Here is a 15,969-nt window from a genome sequence, read left to right on the forward strand (position 1 = left end):
CCACCATGAACGAAGTGCCGGCATCCGCAAATCAGCTTCTTGCCGGCCCCCGCTGGCCGATCATTTCCGCGCTCGGCGTCGTGCAGATATTCGCGTGGGGCAGCTCCTACTATCTGCTGGCGGTCCTCGCCGCGCCAATCGCGGCTGATACCGGCTGGCCGCTGGCGTGGATCGTCGGCGCGCTCTCCATCGGCCTGCTCGCCGCCGGCATCGTATCTCCGCGCGTGGGCGATGCCATTGGCCAGCATGGCGGGCGGCCTGTCCTGACGGCCGCGTGTCTGCTCCTTGCCGCTGGCCTCGTCATCCTTGCGGTCGCGCCGTCCCTGTGGGTGTTTGTCGCCGGATGGGTCGTGCTCGGCCTCGGCATGGGGGCGGGCCTCTATGATGCCGCCTTCGCAACGCTCAGCGGCTATTACGGCCATTCGGCGCGATCCGCCATCACCACCCTGACGCTGTGGGGCGGCTTCGCAAGCACGGTCTGCTGGCCACTATCGGCTCTGTTTCTGGAGCATTGGGGATGGCGGGGAACATGCGCCGCCTATGCCGCGATTCACCTCACGATCTGCCTGCCACTCGTGGTCCTTGTTCTGCCGCGCAACGGCAAGCCTAAGCCTCTCGGCGGCGTGCGCGAAACACCACGCTTGGCGCTGTATGGTCACGAACGCCGGGCCTATCTGACCATGATGGCGATCATGGTTCTGGCCGGTCTAGGCGTCACCATCGTTTCGGTGCATCTGCTGACCCTGTTGCAGCAACGCGGCTTCTCGCTGGCCGAGGCGGTTGCACTCGGGGCGCTGATTGGTCCGGCGCAAGTCGCCGGCCGTATCGGTGAAATGGTGAGCGGCGGGCGGCATCATCCGTTCTGGACGCTCGCAATCGCTACGGCTTTGGGGGCGGCAGGAATGACAATGCTCGCCTCCGGCTTCCCCGTCATCGGGCTATCGCTCGTCCTCTACGGCGCTGGCAATGGCATCTTTTCTATAGCCAAGGGGGCGCTTCCGCTCGCCCTGTTCGGTCCCGCACGCTATGCGCCGATCATGGGAAGGTTGGCGCGACCGGGCCTCATCGCCCAAGCGGTCGGGCCGACCGTGGGCGCACTTCTGCTTTCCGTCGCCGGGGCAGACCAGACCCTAATCATGCTGGCTGCGCTTGCCCTCGCCAATCTGGCGCTCGTTGCGCTGCTGTGGGGATCAACAAGCCGAGGAAATCCCGCGATATAACCCCTCAAGTTTTTCCGGGCTTGATCGGATAGTGGAGCAACAGGCGATAGCCGCCGCGCATCATCTTGATGCCATGCGCAACCAGGCGGCGGGCCTTGTTCTTGCGCGGGTCGTTCTCAAAGTCCTCCTTGCTGCCGCGAAAGCCGAGCAGGACTTCGGCGATGGTGCGATAGCTTTCGCCGCGCAACCGCGCGTCGAGCGCGCGCAGGGATAGGATATGCCATTGCCGGAGCTGGGCGGGGATCGCCCGGAAGTCGGGACCGGGCGCGCGGCCATTGAGGGATCGCCAGAAACGGCGGGCGGCGTGGGCGCGAAGCTCCAGAAAGGAATCCATCGGCAGCGTGACGGCGTAAAACGCGGCGGCGTCCGGCACCGCCTCGGGCAGCCAGAATTGATGCGCGACGCCATCGACCTGCCAGATGCCATGCCAACCATCGGAAGCACGGCGCAGGTCGAGGCCGCCGAGATGCGCCAGCGTCAATATTGGTTCGGTGTCGCCGTCCCTATGCTCGACCGGCGATAGCATCACCGTTTGCGGTTGAAGGTTTGGACTCCAGATTGGCGGCGGCCGGTCATGCGGCGCGTCGGGATCGCACGGGAAATCGCAACCCCCAGCGATCCGCGAACGCTTCAAGGTCGCGGCCGGACGGTCCCCCGGTCAGTGCAATGGTCTGGAACGCCTGACGATAATCGTCATTCCGGCGCAGGTATTCCCAAGCGAAACCGGCGGCAGCTATGTGCTTCGCGTGCCTGTATGCCGCCGGCGAACGCCAGTCGATGCTAAGCATGGCGTCACCTCCCAAAGCCGGGGCGCGCAAGGCAGCGCCCAGCCCTTAGAGGTTCAAAGATCGCTGGAAATATAGAAGCCGCTCAAAGCAGAAACCTTGAGCGGCCAGCCCGATCACTATTGGTTATTTTCTGCTTAACACTATTTCGATGATTCTGCGAGACGCCTGCCCGCAAAAGTGCGGGCAAGGCGCTCCGGATTTTATTGGTTGGAAAACACATGCACCTCGTCATGTGCGGTTTCGACTGTGAAAAACTCGCCGTTCATTTCAGCGTCACGGGCCATTGCTTTCCAATCAATGTAGTAGCGCAACGCCTCGGAGATCGTGATGCCGCTTTCAGCGGTCAAATCCTCCATGAAGTCGGCGAGGCTGGCGAACTGGCCGTGATAGCAGTCCTGCAAAGCGGTTTCGGCTTGGTCTATGTCGCCGACGAACTGCTCCAGCAAGCCAGCGCCTAGCCTGCCATACTCGGCGATGAAAGCGCCCATGCGCGCCACGGTGTCGATGCCGGCATATTCCTTGATGCTGACGCCCTCGAAACCCTCATAGTCATGAATGGCGTATTCCTCCGCGCCCTTTGTCGGCGAGCGCGCAAGCATCGCGGCAATCTCGTCCCTGATTTCGTCCGCGTCCTGTTCCGCGTCGATCCAAGCCCCATGCAGATAGCCGTTGTTGTAGGCGGCAAGGCAGGCCACATAGATGCGGGGATTGCTGTCGGAAAGATTGGTCATGTCTCTGATCCTCGGGTCTGGGGTTCAGAGCAGCGCAGCGCCGCTCCTGAACCCTTGCCCGGCGGCGAGCCACGGGTAGCAAGGCGCAGGAGAAGTCTTTGGCACCGTGGAATAAATGGAGGGGACCCGCTTGCGGGGAGCGGGCCGTTTATGCCGCGAAAGGCCGGAGAGTTTTCTTGCGCTACGCGAGGGCAACGCCCTTAGCAACCTATGTAAGAGAACCAGCGGCAACCGTAGGCCCGGAGGCGACTGCGCGTCATGACGTATGGGTTCAATCATGTGGTTAAATGCCCCCGAAATGGCTCTCAACGGTGCGGTCCGGCACCTTTCTCATTGACCCAAACCCGTGCCCATGATCTTCTTTTGTTCACATTTTCGTTCCGTCTGAAACGGGTCGATTCGCGCCAACATAATTGGGCACGAAGGCATTAGTCCTTTATCTGCTCGAATGAACGATAAGGAACGTGATGACCGATATTGATCTCGCCACCATGCTACGGGAACCATCGTTTCCCGGCCTGTGTCCCGTTACCGATGCAGTGGAGTCGATGGCAAATGCGGGCATCGAGGAACGTGGCGCGATCTTCACGCGACGCGAGGTTGTCGAATTCATTCTCGACCTTGCTGGCTATGACGCCGCCTCTCCACTGCACACGCGCCGCCTTCTCGAACCGTCCTTTGGACATGGCGATTTCTTGCTACCTGCAATTGATCGTTTGCTGGTCGCATGGAAGCGCAGCGGGGTCGGATCAGACGCTCTCCTAGACGCCATCCGGGGCGTGGAGCTTCACCGTGCGTCATTCAACCGGACCCATGCTCTCGTGGTTCAGAAGCTTCGCGTCGCTGGCATCAGGTTGCGGGATGCAGAAAGCCTTGCCGATCGGTGGTTGATGCAAGGCGATTTCCTGCTCGTCCCTCTGCCGGGCAAGTTCGATGTCGTCATCGGAAACCCGCCCTATGTGCGACAGGAGCTAATCCCGAATGCGCTCATGGTCGAATATCGCAGCCGCTACCGGACCATCTATGACCGCGCCGACATCTATATCCCGTTCATCGAACGGTCGCTGAGTCTGCTGGCAAAAAAAGGGCAACTCGGTTTTATCTGTGCGGATCGCTGGATGAAGAATCGCTACGGTGGGCCGTTGCGTGCGATGGTCGCGGATGGTTTCCACCTGAGCGTTTATGTGGACATGGTGGACACTCCGGCCTTCCATCAGGAGGTTGTTGCCTATCCGGCCATCACCATCATCGGATGTGAGAAATCTGGCCTGACTCGCGTTGCCCTTCAACCTGAGATTTCTGATAGCGCGCTCTCGCAGCTTGCCGCTACGCTCCGATCCCCAGAAACGCCTCTTTTGGCTTCTGGTGTGAGAGAGATTCAGGCCGTCACCTCCGGCGCAGAACCGTGGATTTTGGACTCATCCGATCAACTCGCGCTTGTGCGTAGACTCGAGTCTGAGTTCCCATTGATTGAGGATGCCGGATGCAAGATTGGCATCGGTGTGGCGACCGGAGCCGACAAGGCGTTCATCGGAAACTTCGACGCGCTTGATGTGGAGGAGAACCGGAAACTTCCGCTCGTGATGACCCGCGATATCATGGATGGCAGCGTCAAATGGCGCGGACTTGGCGTGGTCAATCCGTTCGGTGACGATGGCAAACTGGTGAAGCTCGACCAATTCCCGAAGTTGAAACGCTATCTTGAAGAGCGCCGTGGGCTAATCGCCGGGCGGCATGTTGCGCAGAAGGCCCCGGCCAACTGGTATCGTACCATCGACCGGATTTATCCCGAGCTGGCGGAAGAGCCGAAGCTGTTGATCCCGGATATTAAGGGCGCAGCGCATATTGTTTACGAGGAAGGCCGCCTCTATCCCCATCACAACCTGTATTTCATCACGTCCGACACATGGGAGATGCGCGCGCTACAAGCGGTTCTACTTTCGGGCATAGCAAGGTTGTTTGTAGCGACGTACTCGACGCGGATGCGAGGCGGCTATCTTCGCTTTCAGGCACAATATCTGCGACGCATTCGTTTGCCGGACTGGAAAGTCGTGACGCCGAAGATGCGCCAAGCTCTTAAGAAAGCCGCCGAAGCGAGTGATGTTGAGGCATGCAACAACCTGACGTTTGATCTATACGGCTTGTCGGCTCAGGAGAGGGCCACGCTTGGGGGAGCGGAAAAGTAATGGGATTGGATTTAGCGGATTACGAGGCGAAAGCCCGAGATGCAGCGATGGCATTTTGGGGAAATCGCCAAAAAGCCCTTCAAGCAAAAGTTGAGGCTGGAAAGACAGACACGGGTGAACGCGGTGCTGTGACCGCTGGCAATACGATGGATGGGTTCACGGCGCTGATGATCGACCTCGTTGAGGCGAATGGTCTAGGACACGCGGAAATCTACCGGCACCGAAAAGTGCTGACTTTGCCGGGATTTTTCCGCCCGACCAAACTCTGGGATATTCTCGTCATCCTTGATGGCAGACTGATTGCTGCTGTCGAAATGAAGAGCCATGTTGGCCCGTCATTCGGAAACAACGCGAACAACCGTGCCGAAGAAGCCATCGGCACGGCGCACGATTTCTGGACGGCGTATCGTGAAGGCGCATTCGGCGCTGATGCAGCCCGACCCTTTGTCGGCTGGCTGGTGATGGTGGAAGATGCTGATAAGTCACGGCGTCCATCCAAGCGGGAAGCCTCGCTACACTTCCCGATTTTTGAGGATTTCAAGGGGGCGTCATATCTCGAGCGCTACGACATCCTTTGCAAGAAGCTCGTCCTTGAAAACCTCTATACAGCCGCCTGCGTCCTTGCCTCGCCGCGTTCCGCCGAAACAACGGGCGACTATTCAGATATGTCGGACCTAACGAGTTTGAAGTCCTTCGTTGCAGCATTCGCCGCGCACATCGCAGCCGAAGCTGCCCGGTCTCAGTAACCGGAGGGGAACATGAATCTCGACGACAAGCATGTTTATCGTGTCGGGAGCCATTCCGAATCTTGGAATGACCTCCCCGCAGGCGATGACGAACTCGACAAATTTATCGCTACGGCGCGCAAGCGGATCGAGCCGTGGCTGTCCGCCGTGTTTCAGGCTGAGCATCTTAATCTGCTTATCGGGAGCGGCTTCACAACCGCAGTAGGATATATGGCCGGGGCCGCTGCAACGGGCATGGGCAAGGTTGTGTTCGGTAGTGAGTTTGACGCGGAGATCGACAATTATGCCGCGAGCAAAGCCGCGCTCATGGGGCGCGGCACGGCCAATATTGAGGATCAGTTCCGCGCGGCCCTCTCAGTCTATGAAGGACTGAGGATCATCGATGCGGCGAAAGCGTCCGCCCTCAAAGACGCAATGGATCGGCAACTCCGGGATTTCCTTGAGTCACTTCTCAAAACTGAAGCGGGGCTAATCGGTGGCGATCCGGAAAAACGGGTTGTCGCCGAAAGTGCGGTGCAATCGTTCCTCCTCAGCTTTGCCAGCCGCGCGGCGTCGCGGGAGCGGCTTCATGTCTTTACGACGAACTACGACCGTTTGATTGAGCATGGCTGCGATCTCGCCGGGCTTCGTATCATCGACCGTTTCGTTGGGGCGCTCACGCCAGTTTTCCGGTCAGCCCGTGTCGAGGTTGACGTACATTATAACCCGCCAGGTATTCGCGGAGAGCCCCGCTTCATGGAAGGCGTCATCCGACTGACGAAACTTCACGGCTCCCTCGACTGGCTGTTCAGCAAAGCAGACCGGAAGATTTCGCGGAAGGGCATACCCTTCGGTGCGCCAACCGATCACACTGACCTGCCTAAAAATCCCGTCGATACGGTAATGATCTATCCGAACCCGGCAAAGGATGTCGAAACCACCCAGTACCCCTATGCCGAGCTATTCCGCGATTTTGCCGCCGCGACGTGCAGGCCCAATGCAGTCGTCGTGACCTACGGCTATGGCTTTGGCGACGATCATATCAACCGTGTGCTGCTCGACATGCTGACGATCCCGTCAACGCATCTAGTCGTGTTTGCTTACTCAGCGGATGACCGATTGAAAGGCTTTCTCGCGCGGACTCGGGATGCACAGGTATCGCTGCTGATCGGCTCTCACTTCGGCGACCTTACTACGTTGATCGAGAATTATCTCCCGAAGCCAACGCTAGACTATATTACCGGGCGTATGACCGAACTTATGAAGCACCGTCCGCCGGAACATACGCAAGCGCCGGACCCTGCTGTCCCGGTTGCGGATGACTTCGACGAAGTATTGGGCGGTGGAACAACGGCATGACTACACCCATCGAGTCCATTGCTGGCTTGGTGATCGGCGCGGTTGAGTCCGTTTCTCCCGATGAAATTCGCATCCTGCTCGAGCTGGATGCACCGCAGGCAACTGCGCTCAACACGGGGACGCCTGCCGCCTTTCCCCGACTTAACGGCTATGTCCTCGTACCCAATGAGGCAGGGGCGACAGTTGCCTATATATCATGGATCGGGATCGAACGGTCGCCCTATCCCAAGCGGTCGGGCCTGAAAGATTTCGGCCTGATCGACCTTCCGTTTCCACTGCGAAAGATGTGCGTCTCTCCTGTCGGTACGCTGACCTCTCGCCGGGATCGCGCGTCGAAACAGACAGTTTATGAACTGTCGCGCGGTGTCGCCGCGTTTCCTTCGGTGGGCGACCAAGTACTCATGCCGACGCCTGAACAGGTCGAAGCTATTGTTGGCGCGAAAGAGTCGGATCGGCGTGTCCGCATCGGAACTTCGGCCCTTGCGTCGAGCGCCGAGATTAAGGTTGATCCCGACAAGCTGTTCGGCAGGCATCTCGCCGTGCTTGGCAACACGGGTAGCGGCAAATCCTGTACGGTTGCTGGGCTGATCCGCTGGTCGCTCGACGCCGGCGCAAAAGCGATGCGTGATGCGGGCCGAAAAGGCCATCCGAACGCGCGCTTCATCGTTCTCGATCCCAATGGCGAATATGCAAAAGCCTTTACGGATCAAGGAGATCAACTCCGTCTGTTCCGCGTCCCTCCCGTTGTTGGAACTGAAAAGGAGTTGGATGTCCCGGCATGGCTTTGGAGCGGTCATGAATGGACCGCTGTTGCTCACGCAGCGCCGGGTACGCAGCGCCCGCTTCTGCTCCGTGGTATACGCGAGCTGAAATCAAACCAGACTGAGGAGCTTCCCCGCGAGATTCAGGTACGACGCTACGTCCATTCATACTTGATCCAAATCCGCGACATGCTCGGTCGGGGTGTCGGTGCGTTTACGGGAAACAAGAAATACGAGTGCCGCGACCTGCTTCAGAATATTTCTTCGGACTGCGAGGCATTCCAGCCATCTGTCGAAGAACCTTGGAGTAGCGTGTTGGGTGCAATCGTTCAGGAGGCTTCGGCCCTTATCGCTGCACGGCGCTCAGGTCCGCAACTTCAATATGTAACGGATTTCAGCATAGTCGACATTGAAGCCATCAGAGACAGACTGACGGCTTACATGGATAGCGTTGACGACGATGCCGTCGCTACCTCGATCAGTGAGGACGCACCCATCCCGTTTGATGTGAACCTTTTGGCAGACCATCTTGACCGCATAGCTGCTGGACAAGGTAATTTGGCCGGGTTCATCAGCACACTTGGACTTCGTATTCGTAGCATGCTCGCGGATCAGCGGCTTGGAAACGTTATTGGAAAGACACCACCAACCAGCTTCGAGGAGTGGCTTAAGAGTTACATCGGCGACGACGGCGCAAGCAATGGCCCATTAGCGATCATTGATCTTTCCTTGGTTCCATCCGAGGTTGTTCACGTTGTTGTTGCCGTGCTGGCGCGGGTAATTTTTGAATCCTTGCAACGCTATCGGCGGCTTCATGCAGAGGGGCTATCCCTACCCACGGTACTCGTGCTGGAAGAAGCCCACACTTTTATTCGGCGGGGCAAAGACGATGAAGGTCCAGCGTCCAGCCCTAGCCAACTCTGCCGAGAAACCTTCGAGCGCATTGCCCGCGAGGGACGCAAATTCGGTTTAGGTTTGGTGCTGTCTTCGCAGCGCCCATCAGAGCTGTCGCCGACCGTGCTGGCTCAGTGCAACACCTTCATTCTTCATCGTATCGTCAACGATTCCGACCAGAACCTTGTCGCACGTCTCGTACCTGACAATGTGGGAGGGTTGTTGCGCGACCTACCCAGCCTGCCATCAAGGCAGGCGATCCTATTGGGGTGGGCGACGCCTATTCCCGTACTGGTCGAGATCGACGAACTGGTAAAGGAGCATCAGCCTCAATCTGCCGACCCTGATTTTTGGGATGTCTGGACAGGAGCTAACGAAAGGCCCATTAATTGGGGCGAAGTAGCCATGCAATGGTCGGTCTCACCTCCGTCAGCCGTTGCAAAAGCGGAAGAGGCGGACGGTGCTGGTGTCCCGGTCGTCCCTGATCCACCGGCGGGTTTGGCCGATCCGTTTGGGTTAGACGATGATATTCCATTTTAAGGCGGCCGAACGCTGTACGTGCCCATCAGAACCGTTGTCATGAGTATTGGATAGGTTGGAGCGGCCGACTTTGCGGATGGCCAACCAAGCACCGCGACGGTACAATCCTGTTTCATCGAGCACATTCACCGAGTCGATGCCAAACTGCCGGCAGTTGCCGTCTCCAGCGATAGATGGCGAAATGTCGAGCTTCATCGCCAGCCCGAAAAGCTCAACAATTTCAAGATCGAACTTTTCTGACGGTAGGCTTGACGGTATCTCGACATGCAAAAAAATATTTTTGCATTATTTTTCAATGCACTAGGTTATCTCAAAATAATCGAGTGGGAATGATCCCGCGCTGAGAAAGGGAATGCCATGTCGGGTTGCGCCTGCGGCCATCATCACGGCGCGAATTGCGGCCGGCCGGCGCCCGAGGGGGCGCAGGTGGCGTTGTCGGGGCGGCTGGTCTGCGCGGGGCCTGCGGATCTGATGGCGGTGCTGGCGCATGTCGAGGATCACGTTGCAGCCTCGCGCGCCGAGCCGGGCTGCCTGTATTTCACGATCTCGCAGACCGACGATCCGCTGGTCTGGCAGGTCGAGGAGCTGTTCCGGGACGAGACCGCGCTGGCGGCGCATCGCGCCCGCACCACGGCCAGCGACTGGGCGGCGGCGACCGACGGCATCGCCCGCGATATCCACCGGATCGACGCGTGACGGCGGCGCACCCCCGGATCACCATCCGCCCCGAGACCGCGGCCGATATCCAGCCCATCGCCCGGCTGCTGGACGCGGCCTTTGGCGGCGCGGCGGAATCGCGGCTGGTCGAGGCGTTGCGCGCCGATGGCGATCTGGCGCTGTCGCTGGTTGCCGAGGATGCGGGCGGTATCGTCGGGCATCTGGCGCTGTCCCCGGTGGCGGCGCCGTTCCCCGCGCTGGCGCTGGCGCCGCTGGCGGTGACCCCCGGCCAGCAGCGCCGGGGCATCGGCGCGGCGCTGGTGGCCGCAGCGCAGGGCCGCCGCCCCGATGCCACCATCATCGTGCTGGGCGACCCCGCCTATTACGCCGGCTTGGGCTTTCGCCCGGTCGGCTGGGACTGCGCGTTTTCCGGTCCCTGTTTGCAGGCGGCGGGGCCGCATCTGCCGGTGCAGGCGCGGCTGGATTATGCCCCGGCTTTCTCCCGCGAGTTCCCGCCAGAGGAAAGCTAGGCGGGCAGCTCCGCCGGCAGCTCCTCGCGCCCGGGGATGCGCAGGCGCACGCGCTTGATGCGGCGGGGGCCGGCCTCGACGATCTCGAAATCGGCGCCGCTTTCGTCGGCGATCACCTCGCCCGCGCAGGGCACCCGCCCGGCCAGCATGAAGATCAGCCCGCCCAGCGTGTCGATTTCCTCTTCATAGACGCCGCCGGTCAGTTTCAGCCCGACCTCGGCCTCGACCCGCTCGATGGGCGCGCGGGCCAGCACCAGCCACTGGCCGGGGGCCTCTTGCACCCACAGATCCTCGTCGCTTTCGTCGTGTTCGTCGTCGATCTGGCCGATCACCTGCTCGATCAGATCCTCGATGGTGACCAGCCCGTCGACGCCGCCGTATTCGTCGATCAACAGCGCCATATGGATGCGTTTTTGCTGCATCTGCTGCAAAAGCGCCCCGATCGGCATCGAGCCGGGCACATACAGCAGCGGCCGCAGCAGCGGGCGCAGCGCGAAACGCGGCGCGGATTTCGGGGCGAACCCATGCTTGAGCGCCAGATCCTTGAGATGGATCAGCCCCAGCGGCTCGTCCAGATTGCCGCGATAGACCGGCAGCCGCGAATAGCCGTTGTCGCGAAACACCTCGACCAGCTCGTGCAACCCGACGGTGACCGGCACCGCCACGATGTCGGCGCGGGTCAGCGCCACGTCGTCCACGGTCTTGCGCCGCAGGTTGAGGATGCTGGGCGCCTCGGCCGAGGTCGCGGCCTCCATCATCGAATCGGGGCCGGTGTCGTCGTCGCCCGGGGCCAGCGGCACCAGCGTCTTGAGAATGCGGCCCAGCAGGCGGCGCGCCGGCGCCTCGCGCGGGCTGGGTCCGGGGTCGTCGTTCTGCGTGGAATACGGCTCCAGCCGCGCCGGCGATGGGTCCGGTTCGGGCTCGGTCGTGGCGCTGTCCGGGCCGCCGTTTCTGGCGGGGCCGCTATCCGGCCGGGCAGAGTTCGAGGGAAGGCTCATCGCATCAATGCTCTTGGTAAGGGTCGGAAATCGCCAGCGTGGCAAGGATCGCGCGCTCGGCATTTTCCATGGTGTCGGCGTCGGCGTCGTTTTCGTGGTCATAGCCGGCCAGATGCAGGATGGCATGGACCAGCAGATGGGTGGCGTGGTCGGACAGGGGCTTGCCCTGCGCCCCGGCCTCGCGCGCGCAGGTGTCATAGCTGATGGCGATGTCGCCCAGCTCATCCGTGTCGGGCGGGGCGGGCACTGCCCCGGGCGCGCGCGGCGGGGGTTCGACCGAGGGCCAGCTGAGCACGTTTGTCGGCTGCGGCCTGCCGCGGAAATCCGCGTTCAGTTCGGCGATGCGGGCGTCGTCGCAGCCCATCACCACGATTTCGGGCGCGCCCTCGCCCGTCGCTTGCAGCCCCAGATGGCGCAGGGTCGCGGCGGCGGCGCGGGCGGCAAGGGCCTCAAGCCCCGCGCCCTGCCAGCGCGCATCCTCGATCACCACATCGACAGGGCTGCCGGGCGCGGCATCGGCAAGGGCCGGATCAGTCATTGCGCGGACCGCTGCCGCCGGCCGCCCGCCAGTCGCGGCGGGGCGGATAGGCACCGTAGCCCGCGGGCAGCGCCGGGTCGCCGCCAGCCTCGTCGTCAGACTCGTAGGCCTCGATGATGCGGGCGACCAGCGGGTGGCGCACCACATCGGCGGCGGTGAAATAGTTGAACGCGATCCCCGGCACCCCGGCCAGAATGCGTTCCGCGTCGCGCAGCCCCGACTGCATCCCGCGCGGCAGGTCGACCTGGGTGCGGTCGCCGGTGACGACCATGCGCGAGCCTTCGCCCAGCCGGGTCAGGAACATCTTCATCTGCATGGTGGTGGCGTTCTGCGCCTCGTCCAGCACCACAAAGGCGTTGGACAGCGTGCGCCCGCGCATGAAGGCCAGCGGCGCGATCTCGATGCGCTTGTCCTCGATCAGCTTCTGCATCTGCTTGGCGGGCAGGAAATCGTTCAGCGCATCGTAAAGCGGCTGCATATAGGGGTCGATCTTTTCCTTGGCGTCGCCGGGCAGGAAACCCAGCCGCTCGCCCGCCTCGACCGCGGGGCGCGACAGGATGATGCGGTCGACATGGCCGCCGATCAGCATGGTGACGCCGACCGCAACGGCCAGATATGTCTTGCCGGTCCCCGCCGGGCCGATGCCAAAGGCAAGCTCGTTGGCCAGCAGGCTGCGGACGTAATCCTTTTGCGCCTCGGTGCGCGGCTCGATGGTCTTTTTGCGGGTGCGCAGCTCGATCCGGCCCTGACCGAACATTTCCAGCTGTTCCGAGGGCGTGGCCGCGGGGCGGTCGTCCGCGCCCATGCGCAGGGCTGAATCCACGTCCGAAAGATCGACCTCGCGCCCCTGTTCCAGCCGAGTGTAAAGCCCGCGCAGGATACGGGCGGCGTCCTGCTGGGCCTCGGCCGGGCCGGCGATTTCAAGCAGGTTGCCCCGATGTGCGATATGAACGCCCAACGCCTGTTCCAGCCGCGCGATATGGCGGTCATGCGGACCGCACAGCTCGATCAGCAAGCGGTTGTCGGGAAATTCCAGCAGGGTTTCGCCCGTGGGGGCGGTCGGGTTCGTCGGGGTCAGACCCACTGCGTCCTCATCCTTGGCTCTGGTGTCATGTTGCAGGCGATGCGCGGGTTTTCAACCCTGCCACCGGGGAAACGCCGCAAGACGCGGAAAAGTTTGCCTGCCGCCGGCGCGGTCGCGGTGTCAAGGCGCAGCGTCCAGCGGCCGCCCCTCGACAAAGGCGCGCAAAACCGGGTCGGGGTCGCTGTCCAGCCCGCCCGCGGGCGCCTGAACCGGGCCCTGCCAACGGATGCGGCCGCTGTCCAGCAGCGCCACCCGGTCGGCGATGGTGCGCACGCTGCGCATGTCGTGGGTGATGGTGACGGCGGTGGCGCCGGTTTGCGACACGATGCCGCGGATCAGCTGGCTGATCGCGGTGGCGCGCTGCGGGTCCAGCCCGGCGGTGGGTTCATCGAAAAACAGCACCGCCGGGTCGGTGGCGATGGCGCGGGCCAGCGCGACGCGCTTGCGCATCCCCCCCGACAGATCGGCGGGCATGCGGTCGGCGACCTCGGGGCCCAGCCCCACGCGCGACAGGCTGGCGATGGCGCGCTCGCGGGCCTTGGCGGCCGGCATCTCGCGCAGCAGGCGAAAGCCCACGTTGCGCCAGACCGGCAGGCTGTCGAACAGCGCCCCGCTTTGAAACAGCATCCCGAAATCCTGCATGAACCGCGCCCGCAGTCGCGCGTCGGCGGGCGTGCCGTGCAGCACCACCTCGCCCCGGTCCGGGATTTCCAGCCCCAGCACCAGCCGCAGCAGCACCGATTTGCCGCTGCCCGAGCCGCCGATCACCACCAGGCTTTCGCCGCGTGCGACCGACAGATCCACCCCGTCCAGCACCTTGTTGGCGCCAAAGGACTTGGCGAGGCCGCGGATCTCAATCACCGGCGGGGCGGCGGCGCTCATGTAAAGAACATGCTTGTCAGGATGAAGTTCGAGGCGAGGATACCGACCGAGGCCGCGACCACCGCGTTGGTGGTGGCGCGCCCGACCCCGACCGCGCCGCGGCTCGCGCGCATCCCGAACCAGCAGCCCGACAGCGCGATGATGGCGCCGAACACCGCGCCCTTGATCAGCCCCGACACCACGTCCCAGCTTTCCAGATAGGCCCAGGAATTCGCCAGATACGCCTGCGAGGTAAAGCCCAGCGTCGTGGTGCCGACCAGCCAGCCGCCCATGATCCCGATCACGTCGCCCACCCCCACCAGCAGCGGCAGCGCCAGCACCGAGGCCCACAGCCGCGGCGTCACCAGCCAGCCCATCGGGTCGGTGGACAGCGTGACCAGCGCGTCGATCTGTTCGGTGACCCGCATCGAGCCGATCTCGGCCGCGATCGAGGATGCAACCCGCGCCGCCACCATCAGGCCGCCCAGCACCGGCCCCAGCTCGCGCAGCATCCCGATGGCGACGATGGCGGGCACCACATCCTCGGCCTGGAAACGCTGGCCGCCGGCGTCGATCTGCAAGGCCAGCGCGGCGCCGGTGAACAGCGCGGTCAGCCCGACCACCGGCAGCGACAGCCAGCCGATGCGCAGCAGCTGTTCCAGCAGCGGCCGCGGCGCATAGCCCGGCGCCGCCCCCGCCCGCGCCGCAAAGATCGCCACCGCGCCGACCAGCCCGACCAGTGCCAGCGTGGCACGGCCGACGGCGCGGATGCCGTCAGCGGGGCGCAGAAAGATCCGGAGGGCGCTCATGGTGCGGCCCGGCCGATGACACCCGACCCCGAAGTCCTGTCGCACAAACCATCCACATGCCCCCGATCCGCCACGATTCGTCCCGAAGCTATCACCCACATGCTGACGAACCGTTAAGATCGCAGATAGTGCCGCGAATAGCGCGGCCCCAGCGAGGTCAGGATTTCATAGCCGATCGTCCCGGCCAGCGCGGCCAGATCGTCCACGCCCTGCCGCGCATTCAGGATTTCCAGCGCCGGCGGCACCTCGGGCAGGTCGGTCACATCAACGGTGATCAGGTCCATCGACACCCGCCCGACCATCGGCGCCGCACGATCCCCCGCCCACAGGACCGCGCCCGACCCCGACAGCGCCCGCAACAGCCCGTCGGCATAGCCCGCCGCCACCGTGGCGATGCGGCTGGGGCGCGCGGCGGTCCAGGTGCAGCCATAGCCCACCGCCTCGCCCGCGGCGATACTGCGGGTCTGGATCACGTCAAGCGCCAGCCGCACCACCGGCCGCGACACTGCAAAAGGCTGGCCGCCGTAAAGCCCGATCCCGGGCCGCGTCAGGTCGAAATGATAGTCCGGCCCCAGCAGAATCCCCCCGGTTGCCGCCAGCGAGCGCGGGGCGGAAATGCCGTCGGTCATCTGCCGGAACGCGCACAGCTGCGCCGCGTTGGCCGGGTGGTCGGGTTCATCCGCGCACATCAGATGCGACATCACCAGCGCCGGGCCGGAACCTTGCGGGCTGGGCGCGGACAGCGCCTCGGACCGGATCGCGGCCCATTCCGCCGGCTCGAACCCCAGCCGGTTCATGCCGCTGTCCAGCTGGATCGCGAAATCGCCGCGCGGGCGCAGGGTGCGGTCGCGAAAGAACTGCTCGGGGCTGTTCAGCACCGGGATCAACCCGTCGAGCTCTTGCCCCTGCATATGGCCGGACAGGATAAAGATTCGTGCGTCAGCGGCCAGATGCGGGCGCAGCGCCCGACCCTCAGAGGCAAGCGCGACAAAGAAATCCCGTGCGCCCGCGTCGTAAAGCGCCGGCGCCACTTGCGCGGCGCCCAGACCATAGGCATCGGCCTTGACCACCGCGCCGGGGCGCGCACCCGGCGCCTGCCGCGCGAGTGCCGTCCAGTTCGCCGCCAGCGCGGCCAGATCTATCGTCAGTCCCATCTTGCAGGCATGGCTTCAGGACCGCCGCGCGTCAAGCCGGCGACGGCCGCGCCGCAGCGACTTTGCATTGTTGCAATATTTCACCGCTGCTAACCCGGTATTTTGCAAAGTTTCCCGTTTCCGCTTTGCTCGAC

General features: G+C 63.0%; 17 protein-coding genes. 7 read left to right on the forward strand and 10 right to left on the reverse strand.

Annotated features, from left to right (window positions below):
• Positions 1 to 5: 5 nt before the first annotated feature.
• Positions 6 to 1,220, forward strand: coding sequence for an MFS transporter (locus tag BLW83_RS00140; RefSeq protein ID WP_090844149.1), 1,215 nt, complete (start codon positions 6 to 8; stop codon positions 1,218 to 1,220).
• A 4-nt stretch (positions 1,221 to 1,224) separates the two neighbouring features.
• Here the strand turns inward: BLW83_RS00140 and BLW83_RS00145 are convergent, their stop codons facing one another.
• From BLW83_RS00145 to BLW83_RS00155, 3 genes are all read right to left on the reverse strand, one after another.
• Positions 1,225 to 1,701: a DUF2285 domain-containing protein gene (locus tag BLW83_RS00145; RefSeq protein ID WP_245728552.1), complete on the reverse strand. Its 477-nt coding sequence runs from the start codon at positions 1,699 to 1,701 to the stop codon at positions 1,225 to 1,227.
• Between the two features lie 91 nt (positions 1,702 to 1,792).
• Positions 1,793 to 2,008: a transcriptional regulator domain-containing protein gene (locus tag BLW83_RS00150; RefSeq protein WP_090844154.1), complete on the reverse strand. Its 216-nt coding sequence runs from the start codon at positions 2,006 to 2,008 to the stop codon at positions 1,793 to 1,795.
• A 200-nt stretch (positions 2,009 to 2,208) separates the two neighbouring features.
• Complete coding sequence (locus tag BLW83_RS00155) at positions 2,209 to 2,739, reverse strand: antirestriction protein ArdA (RefSeq protein WP_090844157.1); 531 nt, start codon at positions 2,737 to 2,739, stop codon at positions 2,209 to 2,211.
• A 467-nt stretch (positions 2,740 to 3,206) separates the two neighbouring features.
• On the opposite strand from BLW83_RS00155, the gene BLW83_RS00160 reads away from it, so the two are divergent.
• The 4 genes from BLW83_RS00160 to BLW83_RS00175 are packed head-to-tail and all read left to right on the forward strand — an operon-like array spanning position 3,207 to position 9,204.
• Positions 3,207 to 4,925 (forward strand): Eco57I restriction-modification methylase domain-containing protein, encoded by a 1,719-nt coding sequence (locus BLW83_RS00160; RefSeq protein WP_218139057.1) that lies wholly within the window; start codon positions 3,207 to 3,209, stop codon positions 4,923 to 4,925.
• Entirely contained in the window at positions 4,925 to 5,671 is a 747-nt protein-coding gene (locus BLW83_RS00165) for a PaeR7I family type II restriction endonuclease (protein ID WP_090844159.1), read from the forward strand. Before BLW83_RS00160 ends, BLW83_RS00165 begins: the two co-directional genes overlap by 1 nt.
• Before the next feature lie 12 nt (positions 5,672 to 5,683).
• Positions 5,684 to 7,009, forward strand: a complete 1,326-nt coding sequence (locus BLW83_RS00170; RefSeq protein WP_090844163.1) for an SIR2 family protein — start codon at positions 5,684 to 5,686, stop codon at positions 7,007 to 7,009.
• On the forward strand, positions 7,006 to 9,204 hold the full coding sequence (locus tag BLW83_RS00175; RefSeq protein WP_090844165.1) for an ATP-binding protein: 2,199 nt from the start codon (positions 7,006 to 7,008) through the stop codon (positions 9,202 to 9,204). Before BLW83_RS00170 ends, BLW83_RS00175 begins: the two co-directional genes overlap by 4 nt.
• On the opposite strand, the gene BLW83_RS15325 is transcribed toward BLW83_RS00175, so the two are convergent.
• On the reverse strand, positions 9,181 to 9,474 hold the full coding sequence (locus tag BLW83_RS15325) for a hypothetical protein (RefSeq protein WP_218139058.1): 294 nt from the start codon (positions 9,472 to 9,474) through the stop codon (positions 9,181 to 9,183). The two genes, BLW83_RS00175 and BLW83_RS15325, sit on opposite strands and share 24 nt — an antisense overlap.
• Before the next feature lie 87 nt (positions 9,475 to 9,561).
• Between BLW83_RS15325 and BLW83_RS00180 the strand changes: the two genes are divergently transcribed.
• Together BLW83_RS00180 and BLW83_RS00185 are read left to right on the forward strand one after the other, a co-directional pair.
• Positions 9,562 to 9,900, forward strand: coding sequence for a putative quinol monooxygenase (locus BLW83_RS00180; RefSeq protein ID WP_090844168.1), 339 nt, complete (start codon positions 9,562 to 9,564; stop codon positions 9,898 to 9,900).
• Positions 9,897 to 10,391 carry a GNAT family N-acetyltransferase gene (locus BLW83_RS00185; RefSeq protein WP_218139059.1) on the forward strand — a complete coding sequence of 165 codons (495 nt, stop codon included), beginning with the start codon at positions 9,897 to 9,899 and terminating at the stop codon, positions 10,389 to 10,391. Before BLW83_RS00180 ends, BLW83_RS00185 begins: the two co-directional genes overlap by 4 nt.
• Here the strand turns inward: BLW83_RS00185 and BLW83_RS00190 are convergent.
• The 6 genes from BLW83_RS00190 to alr form a co-directional block, all read right to left on the reverse strand.
• Positions 10,388 to 11,389 carry a CBS domain-containing protein gene (locus BLW83_RS00190; protein WP_090844171.1) on the reverse strand — a complete coding sequence of 334 codons (1,002 nt, stop codon included), beginning with the start codon at positions 11,387 to 11,389 and terminating at the stop codon, positions 10,388 to 10,390. The genes BLW83_RS00185 and BLW83_RS00190 overlap by 4 nt on opposite strands.
• Before the next feature lie 4 nt (positions 11,390 to 11,393).
• Positions 11,394 to 11,927, reverse strand: a complete 534-nt coding sequence (gene ybeY, locus BLW83_RS00195) for an rRNA maturation RNase YbeY (protein WP_090844174.1) — start codon at positions 11,925 to 11,927, stop codon at positions 11,394 to 11,396.
• Positions 11,920 to 13,011, reverse strand: a complete 1,092-nt coding sequence (locus tag BLW83_RS00200) for a PhoH family protein (RefSeq protein ID WP_090844177.1) — start codon at positions 13,009 to 13,011, stop codon at positions 11,920 to 11,922. Before BLW83_RS00200 ends, ybeY begins: the two co-directional genes overlap by 8 nt.
• Before the next feature lie 120 nt (positions 13,012 to 13,131).
• Complete coding sequence (locus BLW83_RS00205) at positions 13,132 to 13,872, reverse strand: ABC transporter ATP-binding protein (RefSeq protein WP_090845754.1); 741 nt, start codon at positions 13,870 to 13,872, stop codon at positions 13,132 to 13,134.
• Between the two features lie 17 nt (positions 13,873 to 13,889).
• Complete coding sequence (locus tag BLW83_RS00210) at positions 13,890 to 14,681, reverse strand: MlaE family ABC transporter permease (protein ID WP_090844180.1); 792 nt, start codon at positions 14,679 to 14,681, stop codon at positions 13,890 to 13,892.
• 113 nt (positions 14,682 to 14,794) lie between these two features.
• Complete coding sequence (gene alr, locus BLW83_RS00215; protein ID WP_090844183.1) at positions 14,795 to 15,835, reverse strand: alanine racemase; 1,041 nt, start codon at positions 15,833 to 15,835, stop codon at positions 14,795 to 14,797.
• Positions 15,836 to 15,969 lie beyond the last annotated feature (134 nt).

Origin of the sequence: Paracoccus alkenifer (assembly GCF_900108405.1) — a bacterium.
In the GTDB taxonomy this organism is placed as follows: domain Bacteria; phylum Pseudomonadota; class Alphaproteobacteria; order Rhodobacterales; family Rhodobacteraceae; genus Paracoccus; species Paracoccus alkenifer.

Coding starts and splice junctions, on each gene's coding strand:
- ybeY (WP_090844174.1), bottom strand. CDS start 11,927: ATGACTGATCCGGCCCTTGCCGATGCCGCGCCCGGCAGCCCTGTCGAT.
- BLW83_RS00140 (WP_090844149.1), top strand. CDS start 6: ATGAACGAAGTGCCGGCATCCGCAAATCAGCTTCTTGCCGGCCCCCGC.
- BLW83_RS00190 (WP_090844171.1), bottom strand. CDS start 11,389: ATGAGCCTTCCCTCGAACTCTGCCCGGCCGGATAGCGGCCCCGCCAGA.
- BLW83_RS00165 (WP_090844159.1), top strand. CDS start 4,925: ATGGGATTGGATTTAGCGGATTACGAGGCGAAAGCCCGAGATGCAGCG.
- BLW83_RS00150 (WP_090844154.1), bottom strand. CDS start 2,008: ATGCTTAGCATCGACTGGCGTTCGCCGGCGGCATACAGGCACGCGAAG.
- BLW83_RS00160 (WP_218139057.1), top strand. CDS start 3,207: ATGACCGATATTGATCTCGCCACCATGCTACGGGAACCATCGTTTCCC.
- alr (WP_090844183.1), bottom strand. CDS start 15,835: ATGGGACTGACGATAGATCTGGCCGCGCTGGCGGCGAACTGGACGGCA.
- BLW83_RS00180 (WP_090844168.1), top strand. CDS start 9,562: ATGTCGGGTTGCGCCTGCGGCCATCATCACGGCGCGAATTGCGGCCGG.
- BLW83_RS00155 (WP_090844157.1), bottom strand. CDS start 2,739: ATGACCAATCTTTCCGACAGCAATCCCCGCATCTATGTGGCCTGCCTT.
- BLW83_RS00210 (WP_090844180.1), bottom strand. CDS start 14,681: ATGAGCGCCCTCCGGATCTTTCTGCGCCCCGCTGACGGCATCCGCGCC.
- BLW83_RS00175 (WP_090844165.1), top strand. CDS start 7,006: ATGACTACACCCATCGAGTCCATTGCTGGCTTGGTGATCGGCGCGGTT.
- BLW83_RS00170 (WP_090844163.1), top strand. CDS start 5,684: ATGAATCTCGACGACAAGCATGTTTATCGTGTCGGGAGCCATTCCGAA.